The following is a 16,856-nucleotide window of genomic DNA, read 5'->3' as shown; positions in this document are numbered from 1 at the left end:
ATCCGCAAAATGATTACCTCCCGATAAGACCTTTTAACCTGTGAAGCGAATGGTAAAACTCTGCTTCGGTTTCTTCCAATTCTGTTACTTTCTCTGGAAGATTGTCATTCGTTGTAAGAGAAGAGTAAGAATCAATGACAAATCTTATCCCTACATCAACATGGACCTTACCTAGTATTCTCCTACCTGTTTAGCTTCCTCTGTTAATTGCTTGTTCAAAAAATCGATAAGATAGTTTTCTTTGTACATCACAAAACTAGGCATGTGTGCATAGTATAAATCAAACCTGAAGAGGTTCACATAAGGTGAAAAAGGAGGGATTTTAGATGACATTAACACTCGCTCATTGGTTATATTTCCTTGTTACCTTGGCTGTTATATTAACCATGATTTTCAAGAAGGGTGTCGTTTTACCGACTTTATTAGGTACGTTCCTTGTAGCGTGGGTTTATAAAGGGAGTCTTGTAGGTGGTTTCACTTCCGTTTTTAACGCAAATTTAACCGCTGCAAAAGAATTGTTTAGTATTTTTTTAATTATTACGTTTATGGTTGCTTTACTTCAATCATTAAAGGATCTGGGCGCAGATAAACAAATGATTTCTCCTATAAAAAAGGTGATGAAGAATGGCCATATTGCTTATTTTACACTCGTCGCAGTCACATATGCTATTTCTCTCTTTTTCTGGCCTACTCCAGCAGTTCCTCTCATTTGTGCATTACTCGTACCAGCAGCCGTAAGAGCCGGTTTACCTGTAATGGGTGCCGCTATGGCAGTAGCCCTTGCTGGTCAAGGAATGGCACTTTCTTCAGATTATGTCATCCAAGTTGCTCCTGGCTTAAGTGCTACAGCCGCAGGAATTGATCAGGCCCTTGTTGCCCAAAAGGCACTAGTATTATCACTTGTAGCCGGTATCGTCGCAATTCTACTTGGTTACCTAGGGTTCAGAAAGCACATGCGTAAATCGGATGACCCTATTATCGAAAAAGAATTAATCCTACTACAAAGTAAGCAGGATGAAGCTGGTAAAAATAAACCTGTTCATCAGGGAGTAAAAAGTAAATTTTTTGCGATTTTAGTTCCTTTATCGATGCTTGCAGTGATGATTTTCATGATTTACACAAAGCTGAGTGGCGGCCGAATGGGTGGATTTGAAGGTGGAGATGGTGCTGCATTTATTGGCGGGGTTGCCGTTCTATTACTCGCCTTAGCTACTCTTACAAAAGACAAAAGTGAAGCTTTAGAGAGAATTAGTGAGCATATAACGGAAGGATTTGTTTTTGCATTTAAAGCAATGGGACCCGTTATTCCAATAGCAGGCTTCTTCTTCCTTGGTAGTGGAGATTTTTCGGCAAGTATTTTATCTCTCGGAGATCAAGCCAGTCCAGCCTTCCTTTTTGATTTAGTTCAGGCAGGTCAGACGGTCATCCCTGAGAATATGGTATTAACGGCCTTTGGGATTTTACTCATCGGAATCATCACCGGTTTAGATGGATCTGGATTTTCTGGATTACCATTAACAGGTGCATTATCAGGGGCATTAGCATCAAATTCAGTTGATCCATCTACCCTTGCAGCTATAGGACAAATGGGTTCGATTTGGACTGGTGGAGGAACAATCATTGCCTGGTCCTCCCTTGTCGCTGTTGCGGGGTTATGTGGAGTTCCTGTTATGGATCTTGTTCGAAAAAACTTCAAGCCGGTTATCATAGGTCTAGTCATATCAACCATTGTTGCTTTATTTATCTGGTAAAGTAATACCATCCCCATGTTTCCCATCAAACCGAATACGCTTGAAAGAATATAGTATTTAAGCCCAGTCTTGTTAAAACATTAACAAAACTGGGCTTTCGTAATGATGAAATACATAAGTACGGCATTAGCTATAAAGGTGATATGACACCATTTATATGTAATACGTATCAGTAAACACAATCTTTACCCAAAAATAAGGCTCCCTTACCCCATTGTTCAAATCAATTCATCACCAAATCTAGCGGGTTCTGAGGAAATAAATAGTAGTCCTACAGCCTTTATCCCATTTATCTTCTTTGCATACCTAGTCATTCTTATTAATATCTTCTATGGATATACTGGTATTTCAATCGCAAAAAAGGATTATGTGGATACAGCATCTACTCCCCCACTATCTCAGCCAGTACAAGAATCAATTTAACCTATATAGGATGTGAACATTTTGGTAGAATCAACAATTACAGTCAAAATAATAGGTACAGCACAAGATGGTGGCATTCCACAACCAAATTGTTTTTGTAACAATTGTATAGAGGCGATTAATAATCCAGACAGTAAAAGATATGCTTCATCACTTGGGATCCTTTTGCCCGATTTTAAAAAGTGGTATTTGATAGATGCCACACCTGACTTTAAAGATCAATTACTTTTGGTAAATAAAGAACAAAAAGATTCAATGAAATTAGATGGTATTTTTCTAACTCACGCTCATATTGGTCATTACACTGGTATAATATTTCTAGGAAGAGAAGCAATGTCAACGAAAGAGTTGGATGTGCTTGCTGGTGAAAAATCACGAAAATGTTAACAGATCATGCTCCATGGAAGCAATTAATCGAATTAAATAATATTAAAATCAATCGTTTAAAAGTGGCTGAAGATGTATCGTTGGAGCATTTAACGATTACTCCAATAGATGTACCCCATCGAAACGAATTTTCCGAAACCTTTGCTTTTATTATCAGTGGACCAAATAAAAAGATTCTATATATCCCTGATATTGATCGGTGGGAGGATTGGGATCTTAGCCTGATAGAAATGGCTTCAAATGTGGATTATTGCTTTATCGATGCAACATTTTATTCGGCCGATGAATTAATGCAATTAGGAAGAAATTATAAAGAAATTCCTCATCCTTATATAACGAATTCAATGGATTTGTTACAGGAAGTCGTTGATAATAAAAGCTGTGAAGTTTACTTCCTGCATTTTAATCATACAAACCCTGTATTAAATTCAACAAATTCAGAACATGCTAATCTTATTAATAGAGGGTTTAAAATGGCAAAAGAAGGAATGGAGTTTCATCTATAAAGGAAAAGGTAGAGCCACAACTTAAGTTGCTCTACCTTTTCCTTTTGTTGCTAGGGCAAGCAAACTTAACCTGAACTCTCGAACTGTTCATTTTAGACAGATTGGTTATTCACCGTTGGTATTCCGTCTTATGTATGACAATTAATCGACCTATTATCAAAAATACTGATAAAAAGAGCTAAAACTGTAATGATTGAATACTAGTCTCTTTTGTTTTTTAGTTCTTGAATTTCATATTTACTTAATTCTGATAGCTTAGCCACTAAAGAGACTTCAAGACCTTCCTCATGCATTTTCAAGGCTAAAGCTCGTTTCTCTACATCTCTCCCATTCCTATGACACATGTATAGATTTAGATATGAACAACTAGGATTACAGTCTGTTAATGACACTATAAGATTAGTGGCTACCTGGCTTTACCTCCTCCAATTGACGCTTTTCCTTTAATAGAATGACTCCAAGTAAGCCAATCATGGAGAAGATAACTGGAGTGATAAAACCATAGTAATATCCATCACTTAAACTACCCGAAACAGCCTCAGAATGGTCCAATATTTTTCCAAAAATGCTTGGCAGTAATATCGCACTTAAAAATCCACCTGTATTCGCGAATCCAGAGACAATGCCAGTTTCCTTTATAGGAAAAGATTGACGAACAGCGGCAAAAGTTAAAGCATTTGCCCCATATGCGAGGCCGATAATAAAGAAAAGTATAATTAACAAGATAAATGGTGGGTTGCCATTAAATACAAGAAAGGTTGACCAACTAACCAAAAGAATAGAGTGTACAACAATATACGGCCGTTTAATCATCCCTAACCGACTAGAAATCCAACCTGCTAGAGGTGCTCCAATAAGTGCCCCGATTAAACCAATCATAATCAACTGACTCGCATCTAAACGTGTCATTTCATACACATTCATCCCGTAAGGCACTCCCCAAGAACTGATAAATCCAACATATGTTCCAACAATCCCAAAGTGACATAAAAATAAAGACCATGATTGTCGATTCGAAAATATTCTTCGTAGTAAAACGAATGTTTTTTCACGTTGTATTTCACTTTTACTAAATACCAGTTGGTTCGGTTTTTTTAAGAGTACAAAATAAAGGAGAATGCTACTTAAACATAATAGTAGGCCTAGTGAAAAAAATGCTGCCCTCCATCCTAGGAAGTCAATCATTAAGGAGAAAGGAACGGTCGCCAATAGAAAACCGAGGCTCCCTGTCATCGCTGCCACACCAATTAATCTCGTAAACTCCTTTGCATTAAACCACTGGCTCAAAATTAACACCATATTCACCCAGATGGTCGCATCCCCTGTCCCGGTCAAAATTCTGGCAAAAAACAAGATAAATTCATGCGTACTAAGACTGTAGATGATTGTACCTACTCCTGTAAGAATGGCACCAATTATGAGAAAAAAATTAGGTCCATACCGATCGGCTAAAATCCCCATGGGAATTTGCAAACCAGTGTACACAAAAAATTGAATACTTGTTAGTAACCCAATGGTTGTAGCCGTTACATTAAAATCCAACATGACTTGGTCTGTAATCAATCCCGGAGCGGTTCGTTGGCCTGACATTAACACATAAGTAAACAATACAGAAGCAAATACAACCCATCTAAATCGGCTATTTTGTTTGTCCAACTATATCTACTCCTGTTAGGCTTTTACTCTATATATATGGTTTTTGTATTGGTAGGAACCAGTTTTTTTTATAATTTTTTGGCTGTTGTCTAAAGGATTGTTGTTATTTTGGATAGTTCTATTAATTTTGTCCGTTGATTTCTGGTCTAGGCACTTATTTTCCGTGGGGAATCATAAGAAAAGCGCAGGGCGCCCGCCTATCGGCTTGGCTTATACCATAGAGCCGAGGGCATCCGGAGCTAGACACTAAAACTAAGTACAAACTATTATACTTTCTTATCTTTTGAGAAAGCCCAACTGCCGGCTTTTTCAAGTTCAGATTCCCTTCGGCGAGAAGTTAGGCAAGAGAATGGCGTACAATTGATTGTTGTTTCTGTTTGTCAAAGTAGTCTTCACCCAAGTTAAACCTTTCTAAAATAAAGATACACCGTCCCCTAATTATCTGGTTAAAAGAAAAAAATTCACTCGGACAAAAAACCTGTCCCTCCGTCCCTGTTACATAACATCAAGGCTAACTTCTCCGATCCCTTCATAAGTAGCTTCGTATCTTCCTTTTTCTAATACTTTAGGCATAATAAAGGTACCTGATGAGATAACCATCCCCTTCTTTATTGTATGACCAGTGGTGGCTAGTTCGTCTATCAGCCATTTTATCGCATTGATAGGATGCTCAAGAACTTGACTTGAAGATCCTTTATCAACAACTTCGCCATTAAATTTCAGGGTACCAGGCACATCATTTAGTTTTTCAAACGTAAGTCCTTCAATAGGAGTACCTATAATTACTTTACCTGCAACTGCACTGTCCGCAATTATCTGCCCTAAAGTAAGCTTTGGGAACCAGTCTGTAAAACGGGAATCTGGAATTTCAAGTCCTGGTGCAACACTGGTTTTAGCAAGAATATCATCCAAACTATCCTCTGTCGAAAGATCCGCTTTTACAAGGAACATTAGCTCGATTTCAATAAGAGGAGAGAACATGTCATTAAGTAATATATTTCCATTAGAAAGATTAGAAGTTGTTAACGCGCCATATAGAGGTGTATTTGAGTTGAACAAACTTTGGGTTTGCTTACTCGTTAAACTGATTTTATACCCTATAAGCTCCTCATTGTTAATTGTTCTTCTTCTAGTAGTGACTTCGTGTTGAATTTGATAAGCCGCTGGTTTTTCTAGCTCATCTGGAAAGGTTTCTTTGGAAAGGGGCTGATTGTTTTTATATGCACTTAGTATTGTTTCCTCTAATTTATTGTTGTATGTAGTGTTAGTCACTTTAACTCACCTTTCACATTGAATTTTTGGGACGTAGGGACAGGTTTGTCGTCTGGCAACCTCTCATCCATGATATTTGCAAATTAGGTAATACCAATTTAGGGAATGTCCCTGCTTCCCGAAGAGAGACGAGCTTTCTTCGTCCCTAATGTGGCTCTACATGAACATGAACATCATATACACCGTAAACTTTTATCATGACTTTTTCGATATGGGTTGCGATATCATGAGCTTCTCTAATGTCTAAAGTTGAATTTACAAGTATCACTACATCTATTACTTCATTATTTCCATAATTTCTCCCTTTAATTTCTTTTATTCCTTTAACTCCATCTACTTTTGAAATGACATCCCGATAAAGTTGAATCTTATTTTCATCGAATCCATCTGAAAGTTCATGAGAAGCTTGTTTAAAGATTTCCCAAGCTGTTTTACATATTAATAATCCTACAATAAAGGCAGTTAATGTGTCTAGCCAAGGCATATTAAATTGAGAACCCAATATACCTACAGCTGTTCCTATACTTACCCAAGCATCTGAAATGTTATCTTTTGCGGCTGCCATCACGGCTTTACTATTAATTTTAATAGCCAATTTTTTATTGTAACGATAAACAAAATACATGGCTATTGCAGCAAAAATGCCTACGTAAGCAGCAGTAATGTCAGGTGACTCTTTTCCACCTTGAAACAAAGAGGTAATAGCATCAACCAACACTTGTAGACCAACGGCTAACATGATAAAAGAAGCAAACATTGATGCAATTGTTTCACTTTTCCAATGACCGTAACCATGATCTTTATCAGGTGGTCTTTGTGAAAGCTTTAGTCCAATAAGTACAGCAATAGATGCTATGATATCGGTTGCATTGTTTAGACCGTCTGCTTTCAAAGCAGCAGAGTCAGTCATATAGCCAATAACTAATTTCATGATAGAAAGAACGATATATGCAATAATACTAATGATTGCTCCACGTTCGCCTAATTTCAGATCATGATACTTTTCATTTTCCATCCTTCGCCCTCCATATAAATTCAGTACTTGAATAGGATATCAAATTAAATATGAGTGGGTCTATAGTAACATTTTTGTGTCGTTTGAAATAAATGGACTACATATAAAAGTGTTTCGTAAGGGAAATAAGTCTTTGGGAAAATTACACCAAAACATTAAAAACACACGTGTAGCTCATTCTGGATTGATTAGAAAGGAATCGATTTTTTCTATTTTGTCCCTATAGATGTTGCCCCATAATGATGAGCTATACTATTATTAACTCAAATTAATAATAGTATTGAACCAACTAGGATAATTCTTTAAAAAAATGCCAGTCCCTCTAGAACGCCCTAGGGACTGGCACTTATTCACAATTTTATTCACGATAAATTTATTGTAGTTATAACTTTTTCTATACCATCTTCAAACAATTTCCTCTGAAAAACTTTTTCGCGTATGTATTTATTAACAACTCTCTCCATGAGTAAAAGGTCTGAACCCTTTGATACAATACAAGGATTCAGACTAGCAAAACTATTGACCTCTTCCCTATCAAAACAATTCGAAATTGAGTGAGTAATGCATGTTTCTGAAACTGATTATTCGCTCGCTAACATTAGTTGTACCTTAAAACTAAATAACCGGATAATACTGATCATACCTCGGATTATAATAGTATGGCGGTCTAGGTCCGATTTTAGGAACATTGAATTTGTTCTTATTGTTGGCATATATCATTTCTTCTATTTCTTTGGACTGAGGTATTAATAATAACTTTACTTCAGGATTGTAATAAAATTGCATTACGCTACCCTCCTAAGATCCTATTTCTTTTAATCGTATTCAGCCTACTCAGGTAATGAGCCTGTACTAGTTAGTTGAATCACTAGTCAAGCACGATAGTCGCCTATTTAACATAATGTAATCTGACATTCGTTTTATTTAGGAGGATGACCAGAAATGGCTGAAGATAAAACCAACGAAAAATATCCATTGTATCCCAACTACGGAAAAATAACGCGCTATGAAGACATTGCACTTACTGTTCCTGAACAACGTCAATACCGTCAACCCGGGGTCGAAAATTTAATGGTACCAAGACCGATTATCGAGAATCCTAACTATAAAGGCAGTGGGAAATTAAAAGGCAAAGTAGCTCTAATAACAGGTGGTGACAGTGGTATGGGTGCAGCGGCCGCGATTGCTTTTGCAAAAGAAGGTGCCGATGTAGCCATCGCTTACTTAGATGAGCATGAAGATGCAAATCGCACAAAAAGTAGAGTTGAAGAGCTTGGACAGCGTTGCCTATTATTACCAGGTGATCTTAGAAAAAAACAGCAATGTATCGATATAGTCGAAAAGACGATTGAAACGTTTGGTGAACTTCATATCCTTTGTAATCATGTTGGTATCCAATTCCAACAACATAGCTTACTAGATATTACCGATGAACAGTTTGATGATACCTTTAAAGTAAATATTTACTCCCATTTTTACACTACTCGTGCAGCACTAAAATACTTAAAAGCTGGGAGTTCGATTATTAATACCGCTTCCGTTGTTGCATTTTACGGTAATGAACAATTAATGGATTACACAGCGACAAAAGCAGCAAACGTTGGGTTTACCCGTGCTTTGGCACGAAACTTGGTTAGCAAAGGAATTAGAGTAAATGCGATTGCTCCAGGAAAAATATGGACTCCCCTTATTCCATCAAGCTTTTCTGCAGATCAAGTACCACTAGCTGGAAATCCAATGGACCGCCAAGGCCAACCATTTGAAGTTGCACCAACGTTTGTCTATCTTGCATCAGATGATTCTAGATTTGTAACTGGACAGACGATGCATGTTAATGGTGGGCAGGTGTTTGGTTAACACCTTATAAAGTATATCAAACTGATGCAGAGGTTATTGAACTAATGGCTTCAGCGATGCAAGAAGTTACTAGGTGATTTCTCCCTTTTTTTAGTTTTTCTCCACATTTTAGGAACTACCTAATTAACAAAACTCCAGGCTTTTTTATTATAGGATCTATTAAATAGCCGATAATTTTACTACTATAATATAGTTTTTTACCTTTTTTTATCAACATCAATATTGTTTTTAAACAATCAGGGTAAGGAAATTAATTATCCCCGAAAACATTTCTCAGTTATTTTTTGAAAGGCTGTTTCCACAAATTTTGTTGCTTTCTAACAAATAGTGGGGAATGGGTGATTGGAGGCGAAAGGAATCGCTTTGTGCGAGGCGGGCGGTGAGCATACTCGGCGTACAGCGCCTGTTGGGCTCACCTTCCCGCTGCTCTCCCGCAGGAGTCCTGGACCTTTCGCTTCTATCAACCTTAAACAGTTCTTGTTCAAAGAATCTATTTAAAAACAACAATTTTTAAGAGCCATTTGAAAAGATAACCTTTTTTTCAACAGGTAATTGTAATTTAACTATCATGTTGTTAACGGCACTAAACAGGGCTTTTACAGATGAGGTCATAATATCAGCATCAATTCCGCAGCCCCAATATACATCACCATTCATAGCGGTAATCCCTACATAAGATACAGCATTTGATCCTGAGCCTATTTCTAGCGCATGCTCCTTATAGATTAGATCTTTGTAATGGATACCCAATTGGTTTTGAAGAACGTTGCTGATAGCATCTAGTCTACCATTTCCCACACCGATAAACTCATGTTCTTCTTTATTCATCAAGATCGATACAATTGTTTCGTAATGATCATTTTGAGTAAATCTGTAATTGATAAACTCGACAGGGGTATTAATATTCACATATTCGTTGGTGAAAATGTCATAGATTTCATTTGGCATAAGCTCCTTATGTTTACGATCCGAAACATTTTTAACACTATATCCAAAGCTTTCACGCATTTCGGCAGGCAGATCAAGTCCATACTTTTGCTGAAGCACATAACCGATTCCGCCCTTACCGGATTGGCTGTTAATTCGGATGATATCTCCTTCATATTCTCTGCCAATATCCATCGGATCAATCAGTAGATAAGGTACAGTCCAATACTGACGTTCTTTTTCCTCACGCCATTTCATTCCTTTGGCAATGGCATCTTGATGGGAGCCTGAAAATGCAGTAAAGACGAGTTCTCCTCCATATGGATGTCTTTCGTGAACCATCATTTTTGTCAACTTTTCATACCTAAAAATAATTTTAGGGATATTATCAAAATTAAGTTTTGGATCTACTCCATGTGAATACATGTTTAATGCAAGTGTTACAATGTCTACGTTACCTGTTCGTTCTCCATTTCCAAACAATGTTCCTTCAACTCTTTGCGCACCAGCAAGCATTCCCAGCTCTGCGTCTGCAACCCCAGTTCCTCTGTCATTGTGTGGATGGAGTGAAAGGATCACATTGTCCCGGTAGTTAAGATGGTCACTCATATACTCAATTTGACTTGCGTAAACGTGAGGCATGGACATTGACACCGTGGCTGGGAGGTTAATAATTACCTTGTTATCGGCTGTTGGCTGCCATACATTAAGTACCTGGTTGCAAATATCAAGTGCAAACTCCACCTCTGTCCCCGTGAAACTTTCCGGGGAATACTGATACTGAAAATCCCCTTCTGTTTTGGCAGCATATTTCTTAAGCATTTTTGCTCCAGTTACAGCAATATCAATAATTTGTTTTTTAGGCTTTTTGAATACTTGCTCACGCTGTGCCACAGATGTGGAATTGTACAGGTGCACAACTGCTTTATTCACACCTTGTAGTGCTTCAAATGTTTTACTGATAATGTGTTCTCTTGACTGTGTTAATACTTGAATTGTCACATCATCTGGAATCAAATCTTGTTCAATCAATGTACGTAAAAATGCGTATTCTGTTTCCGAGGCAGCGGGAAAACCCACTTCTATTTCCTTAAAACCTACTTCCAAAAGCAATTGGAAATATTGTAACTTTTCTTCCAGACTCATAGGGACAACCAAAGCCTGATTTCCATCTCGAAGATCCACACTACACCATGTAGGAGCTTCCATAATATATTCCTTCTCTGTCCATTTCAGGCTTTTTACTGGGGGCATAAAGTAACCTCTAGAATATTTTTCAATATTTTTCATTCTGACTCCCACCTTTTCCATGATAGTTAGTTTAATTAAAAATAAAAAAGCCTATCATCTCATAAGAGACGACAGGCTTTACCTACGTGGTACCACTCTTTTTGATTCATTAAAAAAACAACGAACCCACTAAAAGACTATATTACGGCAGTCAACCGTTAAGACCTACAAATCGGACTTACCACTCCTGGGTGAGTTGGGGAATTTATTGACTGTCTTTCACCAGCCGACAGCTCTCTATACAATAAATATTCCTTAATACTCCCGTTCATAGTGTTTTATTTATTATATTAATCTGATTATTTTAATTTTATAATGGTTTTAGATATTATTCAAGCCATAATTTATAAATTTGCTCCTATTTAGTCAGAACTTTTCTTAGAACATTTGGTGTAAGAAAAGGTTAGGTTTTAAACTAGTGATGATCCGGCACCTAATCATGCCTAGAGGGTTATTTTTGTTTTAGGAATACTCTTTTTTTAACTACTACCTATTTAAGCTGATTTCGTATAAATAGTTTATTGAACCGCCCTTTCATACTCTCTGGGAGCTACAATGGTATCCATATAGGATACACCTACCGATTTATATAATGTAATCTCTGAATCGTGATTTCGACCAGATTTTACTCAGCTACTAGTCCTGCGATCTCGCCACTTACACCTATCCTAGGAATAAAGTTCAGCTTCAACTGGTTGAATAAGATCCCCAGCTTCATGTTGTGCTCCTTCTAGTGTATCTACCCATACATGATTGACTTAGTTCACCATTAATGAACCTCTTTGTTTAGTCCCTCCTATTTACACGAAAAAGGCGATGTAATCACCTCTTTACTTAGATAGATACAGACCTATGCTAAAATGAATTTTCTGTTAATCCACTTTAGCGCTTTAAATCGTAACATATTGTAGAAGGTTATTAAAAGAAGACGGTTTGGCTTATGACCTTAGGTCCGATGGCGCCCGGAGCTAGGGCACTAAAACTAGGTACAAACTTTTATACTTTCTTATCATTCAAAAATGAAAAATTCACTTCATAATTCCCACTTATTACATAACTTTCGCAGAGTGAAGTCGGCAAATAAGCCTATTAATTGATACCAAAGAAATGAAAATTTCAAAAAAATGGTACCTATCACCAGTAAGTTAAAGTAATGCTGATTGGCACCGATATTTCGATGGTACAAAACTGAAGAATGAAAGGGAGCAATAGAGACGTCCCCCTTGTTTCCCAATGTTTCTGTTAAAATTCTTTTATAACATCAACTTTATTACGAAGTGGTTTATTCCATTCTAAGTTTTCAAGTGTCTCAATAAAACAATCCACTGCTTCACAAGGTGTTGTTACAGCTGATATATGCGGTGTGATCGTCACGTTTGGATGATTCCATAAAGGATTATCTACTGGTAGTGGCTCTTGGTCAAATACATCAAGAACTGCAAATCTTACTTGGTTTTCATCCATTGCAGCTAAAAGGGCTGTTTCATTTAGGGAAGCACCTCTCCCTACATTAATAAAACCTACATTATTTAAAAACTTAAAGATTTGTTCATTAAACAGGTTTTCTGTTTTTTCCGTTAGTGGCAAGGTATTAATAACATAATCCATCTTATTTAAAAGTGAATCATGTGAATCAACAGGCAATACTCCTTTAAAAAATTCTTTGTCTTTTCCACTTAATGAAACACCATACACTTCTACCCCTAATGAAGAAAGAACTTGAGCCGTTTTTTGACCAATCTCTCCTGTTCCATAGATCATGACTTTTGCTTCATGTAGAAGCTTTGGTGTAATAGGATTCCATTTCTTTTCAGTTTTCAACTGATAGAATTGAGCGTGAAACTGTAAATCTTTTAATATGTAACTCAAACAGTATTCTGCAATCCGTTGTCCGAATGAACAGATTGTTCTTGTTAACAGGACATTTTCATCCCACTCTTTTTTGAATAAGAAGCTATCAACCCCTGCTCCTAGAGAATGTACCCATTTGAATTTGCTATAATCATAGGTGTTTTTCGTTTTAAAAGAAAGAAACGCATCAGCCCACTCTAGATCTTTATCTGTTACTTCATCTTCAGGTAAATACCGAAATTCTTTCTGTAGTTGGGCACTTTCTATTAAAGCTTGAATTTCTTTATACATCGGGCTTACTATTACAATATTATTTATTATCATGGATACTCTCCTATTCTATTATTTGAACTAGTTTTTGTTTCGTAGTAACGTTTTAATCAATACGATTGCAGCTTCAGTACTTACTATATATTTCCTAGGCAAGCGCAGGAACTGACAATATATTAAAGATTCTGTCAATTACCGTCGGGGAATTTATCGAAAAAGAAATTATTAAGTCGATTGAATTACAATTCAGTTAGCCCTTTAAAAAGTTCAACTGCTGTTTCGATGATTTCGTCTGGGAAATCATACTCTGAAGTATGGATGTGAGGATGATCTTCTCCGTTCCCGATGTAGCAGATTGCACCTTTTGTCTCTTTTAAATAGTAACCAAAATCTTCAGACGCACGGAAGGCATCCTTCATTTCAACTAACTGAATCCCCTTAGTTTGACATACTTTATGTATCTTATCAGAGCTTTCCTTGTGATTAACTGTTTCTGGGAAACAATCATTATACGAAAAGCTCACTTTGAGACCGTACTTTTCTGCTAGAGTAATAGAAAGATCTGCACCCTTTTGATCGATTTCTAGTGCAAACCCAGCAAGGCATGCAGAGTGGCCATCATGTCCACATTTGTGCGATATCCCAGAGAACAGTGAAGCATGTGGAATGTCAAACGATTCCTCTATCGGAAGTGCATCAAAATCAGCACGGAATGCAATGTTTTTTTTATCTTCTCCTGCCTGATAAATCGCGTAAAACCACTTACCCTTGTCTACGATTTCCAGTTGTGTATTCTCTTTAAGAAATTCAATTTAATGCTTTTTGGTCCATACCTCTTGGTTGGAGAGTTTAGGATGCTGATACAATTCATGACGGAGCTGTTTTACTAATTCTAGATTTTTATTTTCCATCTTATATCATCCCTCTTTATAAAGTATAACTAGGGTTATCTTGAAATTAATTTTTTGTATATTCTGTTTAATAGACTATACTATTTTTTTCTAGATTTTACAAAGATAAACTCTGCTATAGTAGTAGTTACTTAGCTACTGTGTGAGAGACGATAATTACACCCATTAGTTCCCCTAATGGTGTGTTATATTCTTCCTTCCGCCCCTCCATGTCTAGCATAAACGGCATCTCAAACTTAATCATTGCCCAGATTATGAAGAAAAATTAGTTTGTTTAACATGTAATGACCAAAGGGTAAGTCTTAGCCCAACTTTCGATCAAAACCCGTAGAAATACATTTCCATATACATCAGAAGTCATCTCCTGAATTTAGTAACCAGTGATCGTTAAAATAAGAGGAGATTTTCCGGTTAAACTGCGTAATAAGGCTTGGTTCGAGGTATATAAGCGGAGGTATTCCGCTTAAGCAATGCAAAATGATCCATTTTGACGTTTTTTGTGTAAATAGCCGGAATTCTTCCGTCTATTTAAGCTATTTTAAGTGCTATTTCGTAATTAAGAGAAATTTCTCCGCTTATTTATTAAACCATGCTGATTCCCTCATCTCTTGGTCCTTGAGTTTGTCTTTGGCTAAAATAATACCTATCTATTATTAGCTTTCCTCAACTACTTCTCCACCTCGTTTAATATTACGCAAAGGAAATAAGAAAAGTTTTACAAATTATTTATTCCCAATTTATAATAGTCAAAACACTTGGGAACATTTATAATATATCCAGGCACTTTATGTAAACAAATTTCATTAAATTTTTGTATTTGTAGAGGTGGAAATAAAATGCAAACATCTAAAAAAATCACAGTGGAAACAACAGTTCATGCACCATTAGAAAAGGTGTGGAAGTATTGGACAGAACCAAATCACATAACAAAATGGAACAATGCTTCAGAAGATTGGTACACTCCATTTGCTGAAAATGATCTTAGAACAGGTGGAAAATTCGTTTCAAGAATGGAAGCCAAAGATGGTAGTGCTGGTTTCGATTTTGGTGGAATCTATGATGAAGTAAAAATACATGAGGTTATTGCTTACACCATGGGCGATGGAAGAAAAGTAAAAATCAATTTTAATTATCAGGAAAACGAAACCATAGTAATTGAAACTTTCGATGCCGAGACTACACATCCGATTGAGTTTCAACAACAAGGATGGCAGGCTATTTTGAATAATTTTAAAAATTATGTTGAGCAAGCTAACGATTAAAATAGCTCCTCCAGTTACTATTTTCATAAGACATTTAATGGCACATCTGTTAATATAAAATAACTGCAGATGTGCATTTTTATTATGGCCTTTATTCTACTAACATACATCTTTAGCTAAACTAGGGTGCAACTCAATCCGATAATTTAAGACAGCTATTTTCGAGTAATCGGAATTTCAATTATTACTTCCGCAAAATCTTCTCCATCGCCTCGACTTTTTCAAATATGTTAAAGTCCATAAAAATTGACGGATAAATCTGTTGCTTGTTACGATAAGAAAATCGTACATAGTGGTACCGACGGACAACTCCCTTGTCCTAAACACAGATTAGGAAGGCGAAAACTACATGAATAAACCTACAGGAACGAAACGTTTACAACTTGCACTGCTTTTAGGATCACTTGGACTATTAGGTCCATTCACGATCGATATGTATTTACCATCATTTCCGACGATTGTGGAGGATTATGGAACGACAGCATCCCTAGTACAAATCAGCTTAACGACATGTTTATTGGGTCTAGGAATAGGACAATTATTTATTGGTCCAATGAGTGATGTGCTAGGTCGTCGGAAGCCATTGCTTATTTTTCTATTCTTATATTTACTAGCTTCCGTAATATGCGCCCTTGCTCCATCTATTTATCTTTTTATTGGAGCTCGTTTTTTACAAGGATTTGCAGCAGCTGGTGGTCTTGTTATAGAAATAGCCCGTAAAACCACGCGGGCTTGCCCCGTGGATGTATTTTGAAACAAAAACGCGTAAGCACAAGCTTTATGAATGTAAAAAGTGCCGGTATCAAGCTACTGTCACTGTCGGAACTGTGATGGAAAAAACAAGAACTGACTTAATTAAATGGTTCTTAGCCATCTATATGATCGCTCATGATAAACGTGGTGTATCTGCGACAAGGCTTTCAGTAGAACTTGAAGTAACGTATAAAACCGCTTGGCTTATGCTTCATAAGATTCGCCAAGCAATGAGAAAACGTGATGCAAACTATACGCTAGCAGGAATCGTAGAGCTAGATGATGCCTTCTTTGGTGCGCCGTCCGAAGGCGGAAAGCGCGGGAGAGGCACAGACAAAACCAAGGTATTAGTAGGTTTATCCTTGAACAAACAAGGACATCCTCTTTTTCTAAAAATGAAGGTCGTCCCTAACATAAAGCGGGAAACCTTGATTGATTTTGCAGAGAACAACATCCAAAAAGGTTCAACAATTAGCAGCGATGCCTATCATTCGTACCGATCACTCAAAGGTGCTGGTTTTAAACATGAGTATCAAGTATTCAATGCCAAAGAAAGTCCAGACCATCTTCACTGGCTACACACTGTTCTTTCAAATGCTAAAGCATTTGTTGGTGGAACGTATCACGGACTTGACTCCAAGCATCTCCAATCCTACCTAGACGAATTTTGTTATCGATTTAATCGAAGAAAATTCAAAGGTGAATGGTTCCATCGTTTAGGGGCA

The 16,856-nt window shown here is 36.9% G+C and carries 12 protein-coding genes, 2 pseudogenes and 1 other annotated feature; of the genes and pseudogenes, 7 read left to right on the top strand and 7 right to left on the bottom strand.

Annotated features, from left to right (window positions below; translation table 11 throughout):
• Positions 1-326 precede the first annotated feature (326 nt).
• From PY093_RS13105 to PY093_RS13095, 3 genes are all read left to right on the top strand, one after another.
• Complete coding sequence (locus PY093_RS13105) at positions 327-1,751, top strand: hypothetical protein (RefSeq protein ID WP_275646319.1); 1,425 nt, start codon at positions 327-329, stop codon at positions 1,749-1,751.
• A 444-nt stretch (positions 1,752-2,195) separates the two neighbouring features.
• Complete coding sequence (locus tag PY093_RS13100; RefSeq protein WP_275646318.1) at positions 2,196-2,561, top strand: MBL fold metallo-hydrolase; 366 nt, start codon at positions 2,196-2,198, stop codon at positions 2,559-2,561.
• A complete protein-coding gene (locus tag PY093_RS13095) occupies positions 2,555-3,067 on the top strand; it encodes an MBL fold metallo-hydrolase (RefSeq protein ID WP_275646317.1) in 513 nt (170 codons plus the stop codon). The genes PY093_RS13100 and PY093_RS13095 overlap by 7 nt, the downstream gene beginning before the upstream one ends.
• A gap of 399 nt (positions 3,068-3,466) precedes the next feature.
• Here the strand turns inward: PY093_RS13095 and PY093_RS13090 are convergent, their stop codons facing one another.
• The 4 genes from PY093_RS13090 to PY093_RS13075 form a co-directional block, all read right to left on the bottom strand.
• The gene (locus tag PY093_RS13090) at positions 3,467-4,723 is read right to left on the bottom strand and encodes an MFS transporter (protein ID WP_275646316.1); all 1,257 of its coding nucleotides are present in this window, start codon (positions 4,721-4,723) and stop codon (positions 3,467-3,469) included.
• Between the two features lie 495 nt (positions 4,724-5,218).
• Positions 5,219-5,995: a 2-keto-4-pentenoate hydratase gene (locus PY093_RS13085; protein WP_275646315.1), complete on the bottom strand. Its 777-nt coding sequence runs from the start codon at positions 5,993-5,995 to the stop codon at positions 5,219-5,221.
• A 145-nt stretch (positions 5,996-6,140) separates the two neighbouring features.
• A complete protein-coding gene (locus PY093_RS13080; RefSeq protein WP_275646314.1) occupies positions 6,141-7,010 on the bottom strand; it encodes a cation diffusion facilitator family transporter in 870 nt (289 codons plus the stop codon).
• 615 nt (positions 7,011-7,625) lie between these two features.
• Complete coding sequence (locus tag PY093_RS13075; RefSeq protein ID WP_275646313.1) at positions 7,626-7,796, bottom strand: hypothetical protein; 171 nt, start codon at positions 7,794-7,796, stop codon at positions 7,626-7,628.
• Positions 7,797-7,952: 156 nt separating this feature from the next.
• On the opposite strand from PY093_RS13075, the gene PY093_RS13070 reads away from it, so the two are divergent.
• Positions 7,953-8,867 carry an SDR family oxidoreductase gene (locus PY093_RS13070; RefSeq protein ID WP_275646312.1) on the top strand — a complete coding sequence of 305 codons (915 nt, stop codon included), beginning with the start codon at positions 7,953-7,955 and terminating at the stop codon, positions 8,865-8,867.
• 510 nt (positions 8,868-9,377) lie between these two features.
• On the opposite strand, the gene PY093_RS13065 is transcribed toward PY093_RS13070, so the two are convergent.
• The 3 genes from PY093_RS13065 to PY093_RS13055 form a co-directional block, all read right to left on the bottom strand.
• Positions 9,378-11,084 (bottom strand): 2-isopropylmalate synthase, encoded by a 1,707-nt coding sequence (locus PY093_RS13065; protein WP_275646311.1) that lies wholly within the window; start codon positions 11,082-11,084, stop codon positions 9,378-9,380.
• Between the two features lie 61 nt (positions 11,085-11,145).
• Positions 11,146-11,365 (bottom strand) — a binding site (T-box leader).
• A gap of 961 nt (positions 11,366-12,326) precedes the next feature.
• Positions 12,327-13,259, bottom strand: coding sequence for a D-2-hydroxyacid dehydrogenase (locus tag PY093_RS13060; RefSeq protein WP_275646310.1), 933 nt, complete (start codon positions 13,257-13,259; stop codon positions 12,327-12,329).
• A gap of 185 nt (positions 13,260-13,444) precedes the next feature.
• Positions 13,445-13,729: a M20/M25/M40 family metallo-hydrolase gene (locus tag PY093_RS13055; protein WP_275646309.1), complete on the bottom strand. Its 285-nt coding sequence runs from the start codon at positions 13,727-13,729 to the stop codon at positions 13,445-13,447.
• Positions 13,730-14,952: 1,223 nt separating this feature from the next.
• On the opposite strand from PY093_RS13055, the gene PY093_RS13050 reads away from it, so the two are divergent.
• The 3 genes and pseudogenes from PY093_RS13050 to PY093_RS13040 form a co-directional block, all read left to right on the top strand.
• Positions 14,953-15,378: an SRPBCC family protein gene (locus PY093_RS13050; protein WP_275646308.1), complete on the top strand. Its 426-nt coding sequence runs from the start codon at positions 14,953-14,955 to the stop codon at positions 15,376-15,378.
• Between the two features lie 349 nt (positions 15,379-15,727).
• Positions 15,728-16,093: pseudogene (locus PY093_RS13045) on the top strand (MFS transporter); the annotation flags it as partial.
• Positions 16,094-16,151: 58 nt separating this feature from the next.
• Positions 16,152-16,856, top strand: a pseudogene (locus PY093_RS13040) (IS1595 family transposase); the annotation flags it as partial.

Origin of the sequence: Cytobacillus sp. S13-E01 (genome assembly GCF_029193815.1) — a bacterium.
GTDB lineage: Bacteria > Bacillota > Bacilli > Bacillales > Bacillaceae_L > Bacillus_BV.
This window is presented reverse-complemented; position numbering and strand designations above follow the sequence as displayed.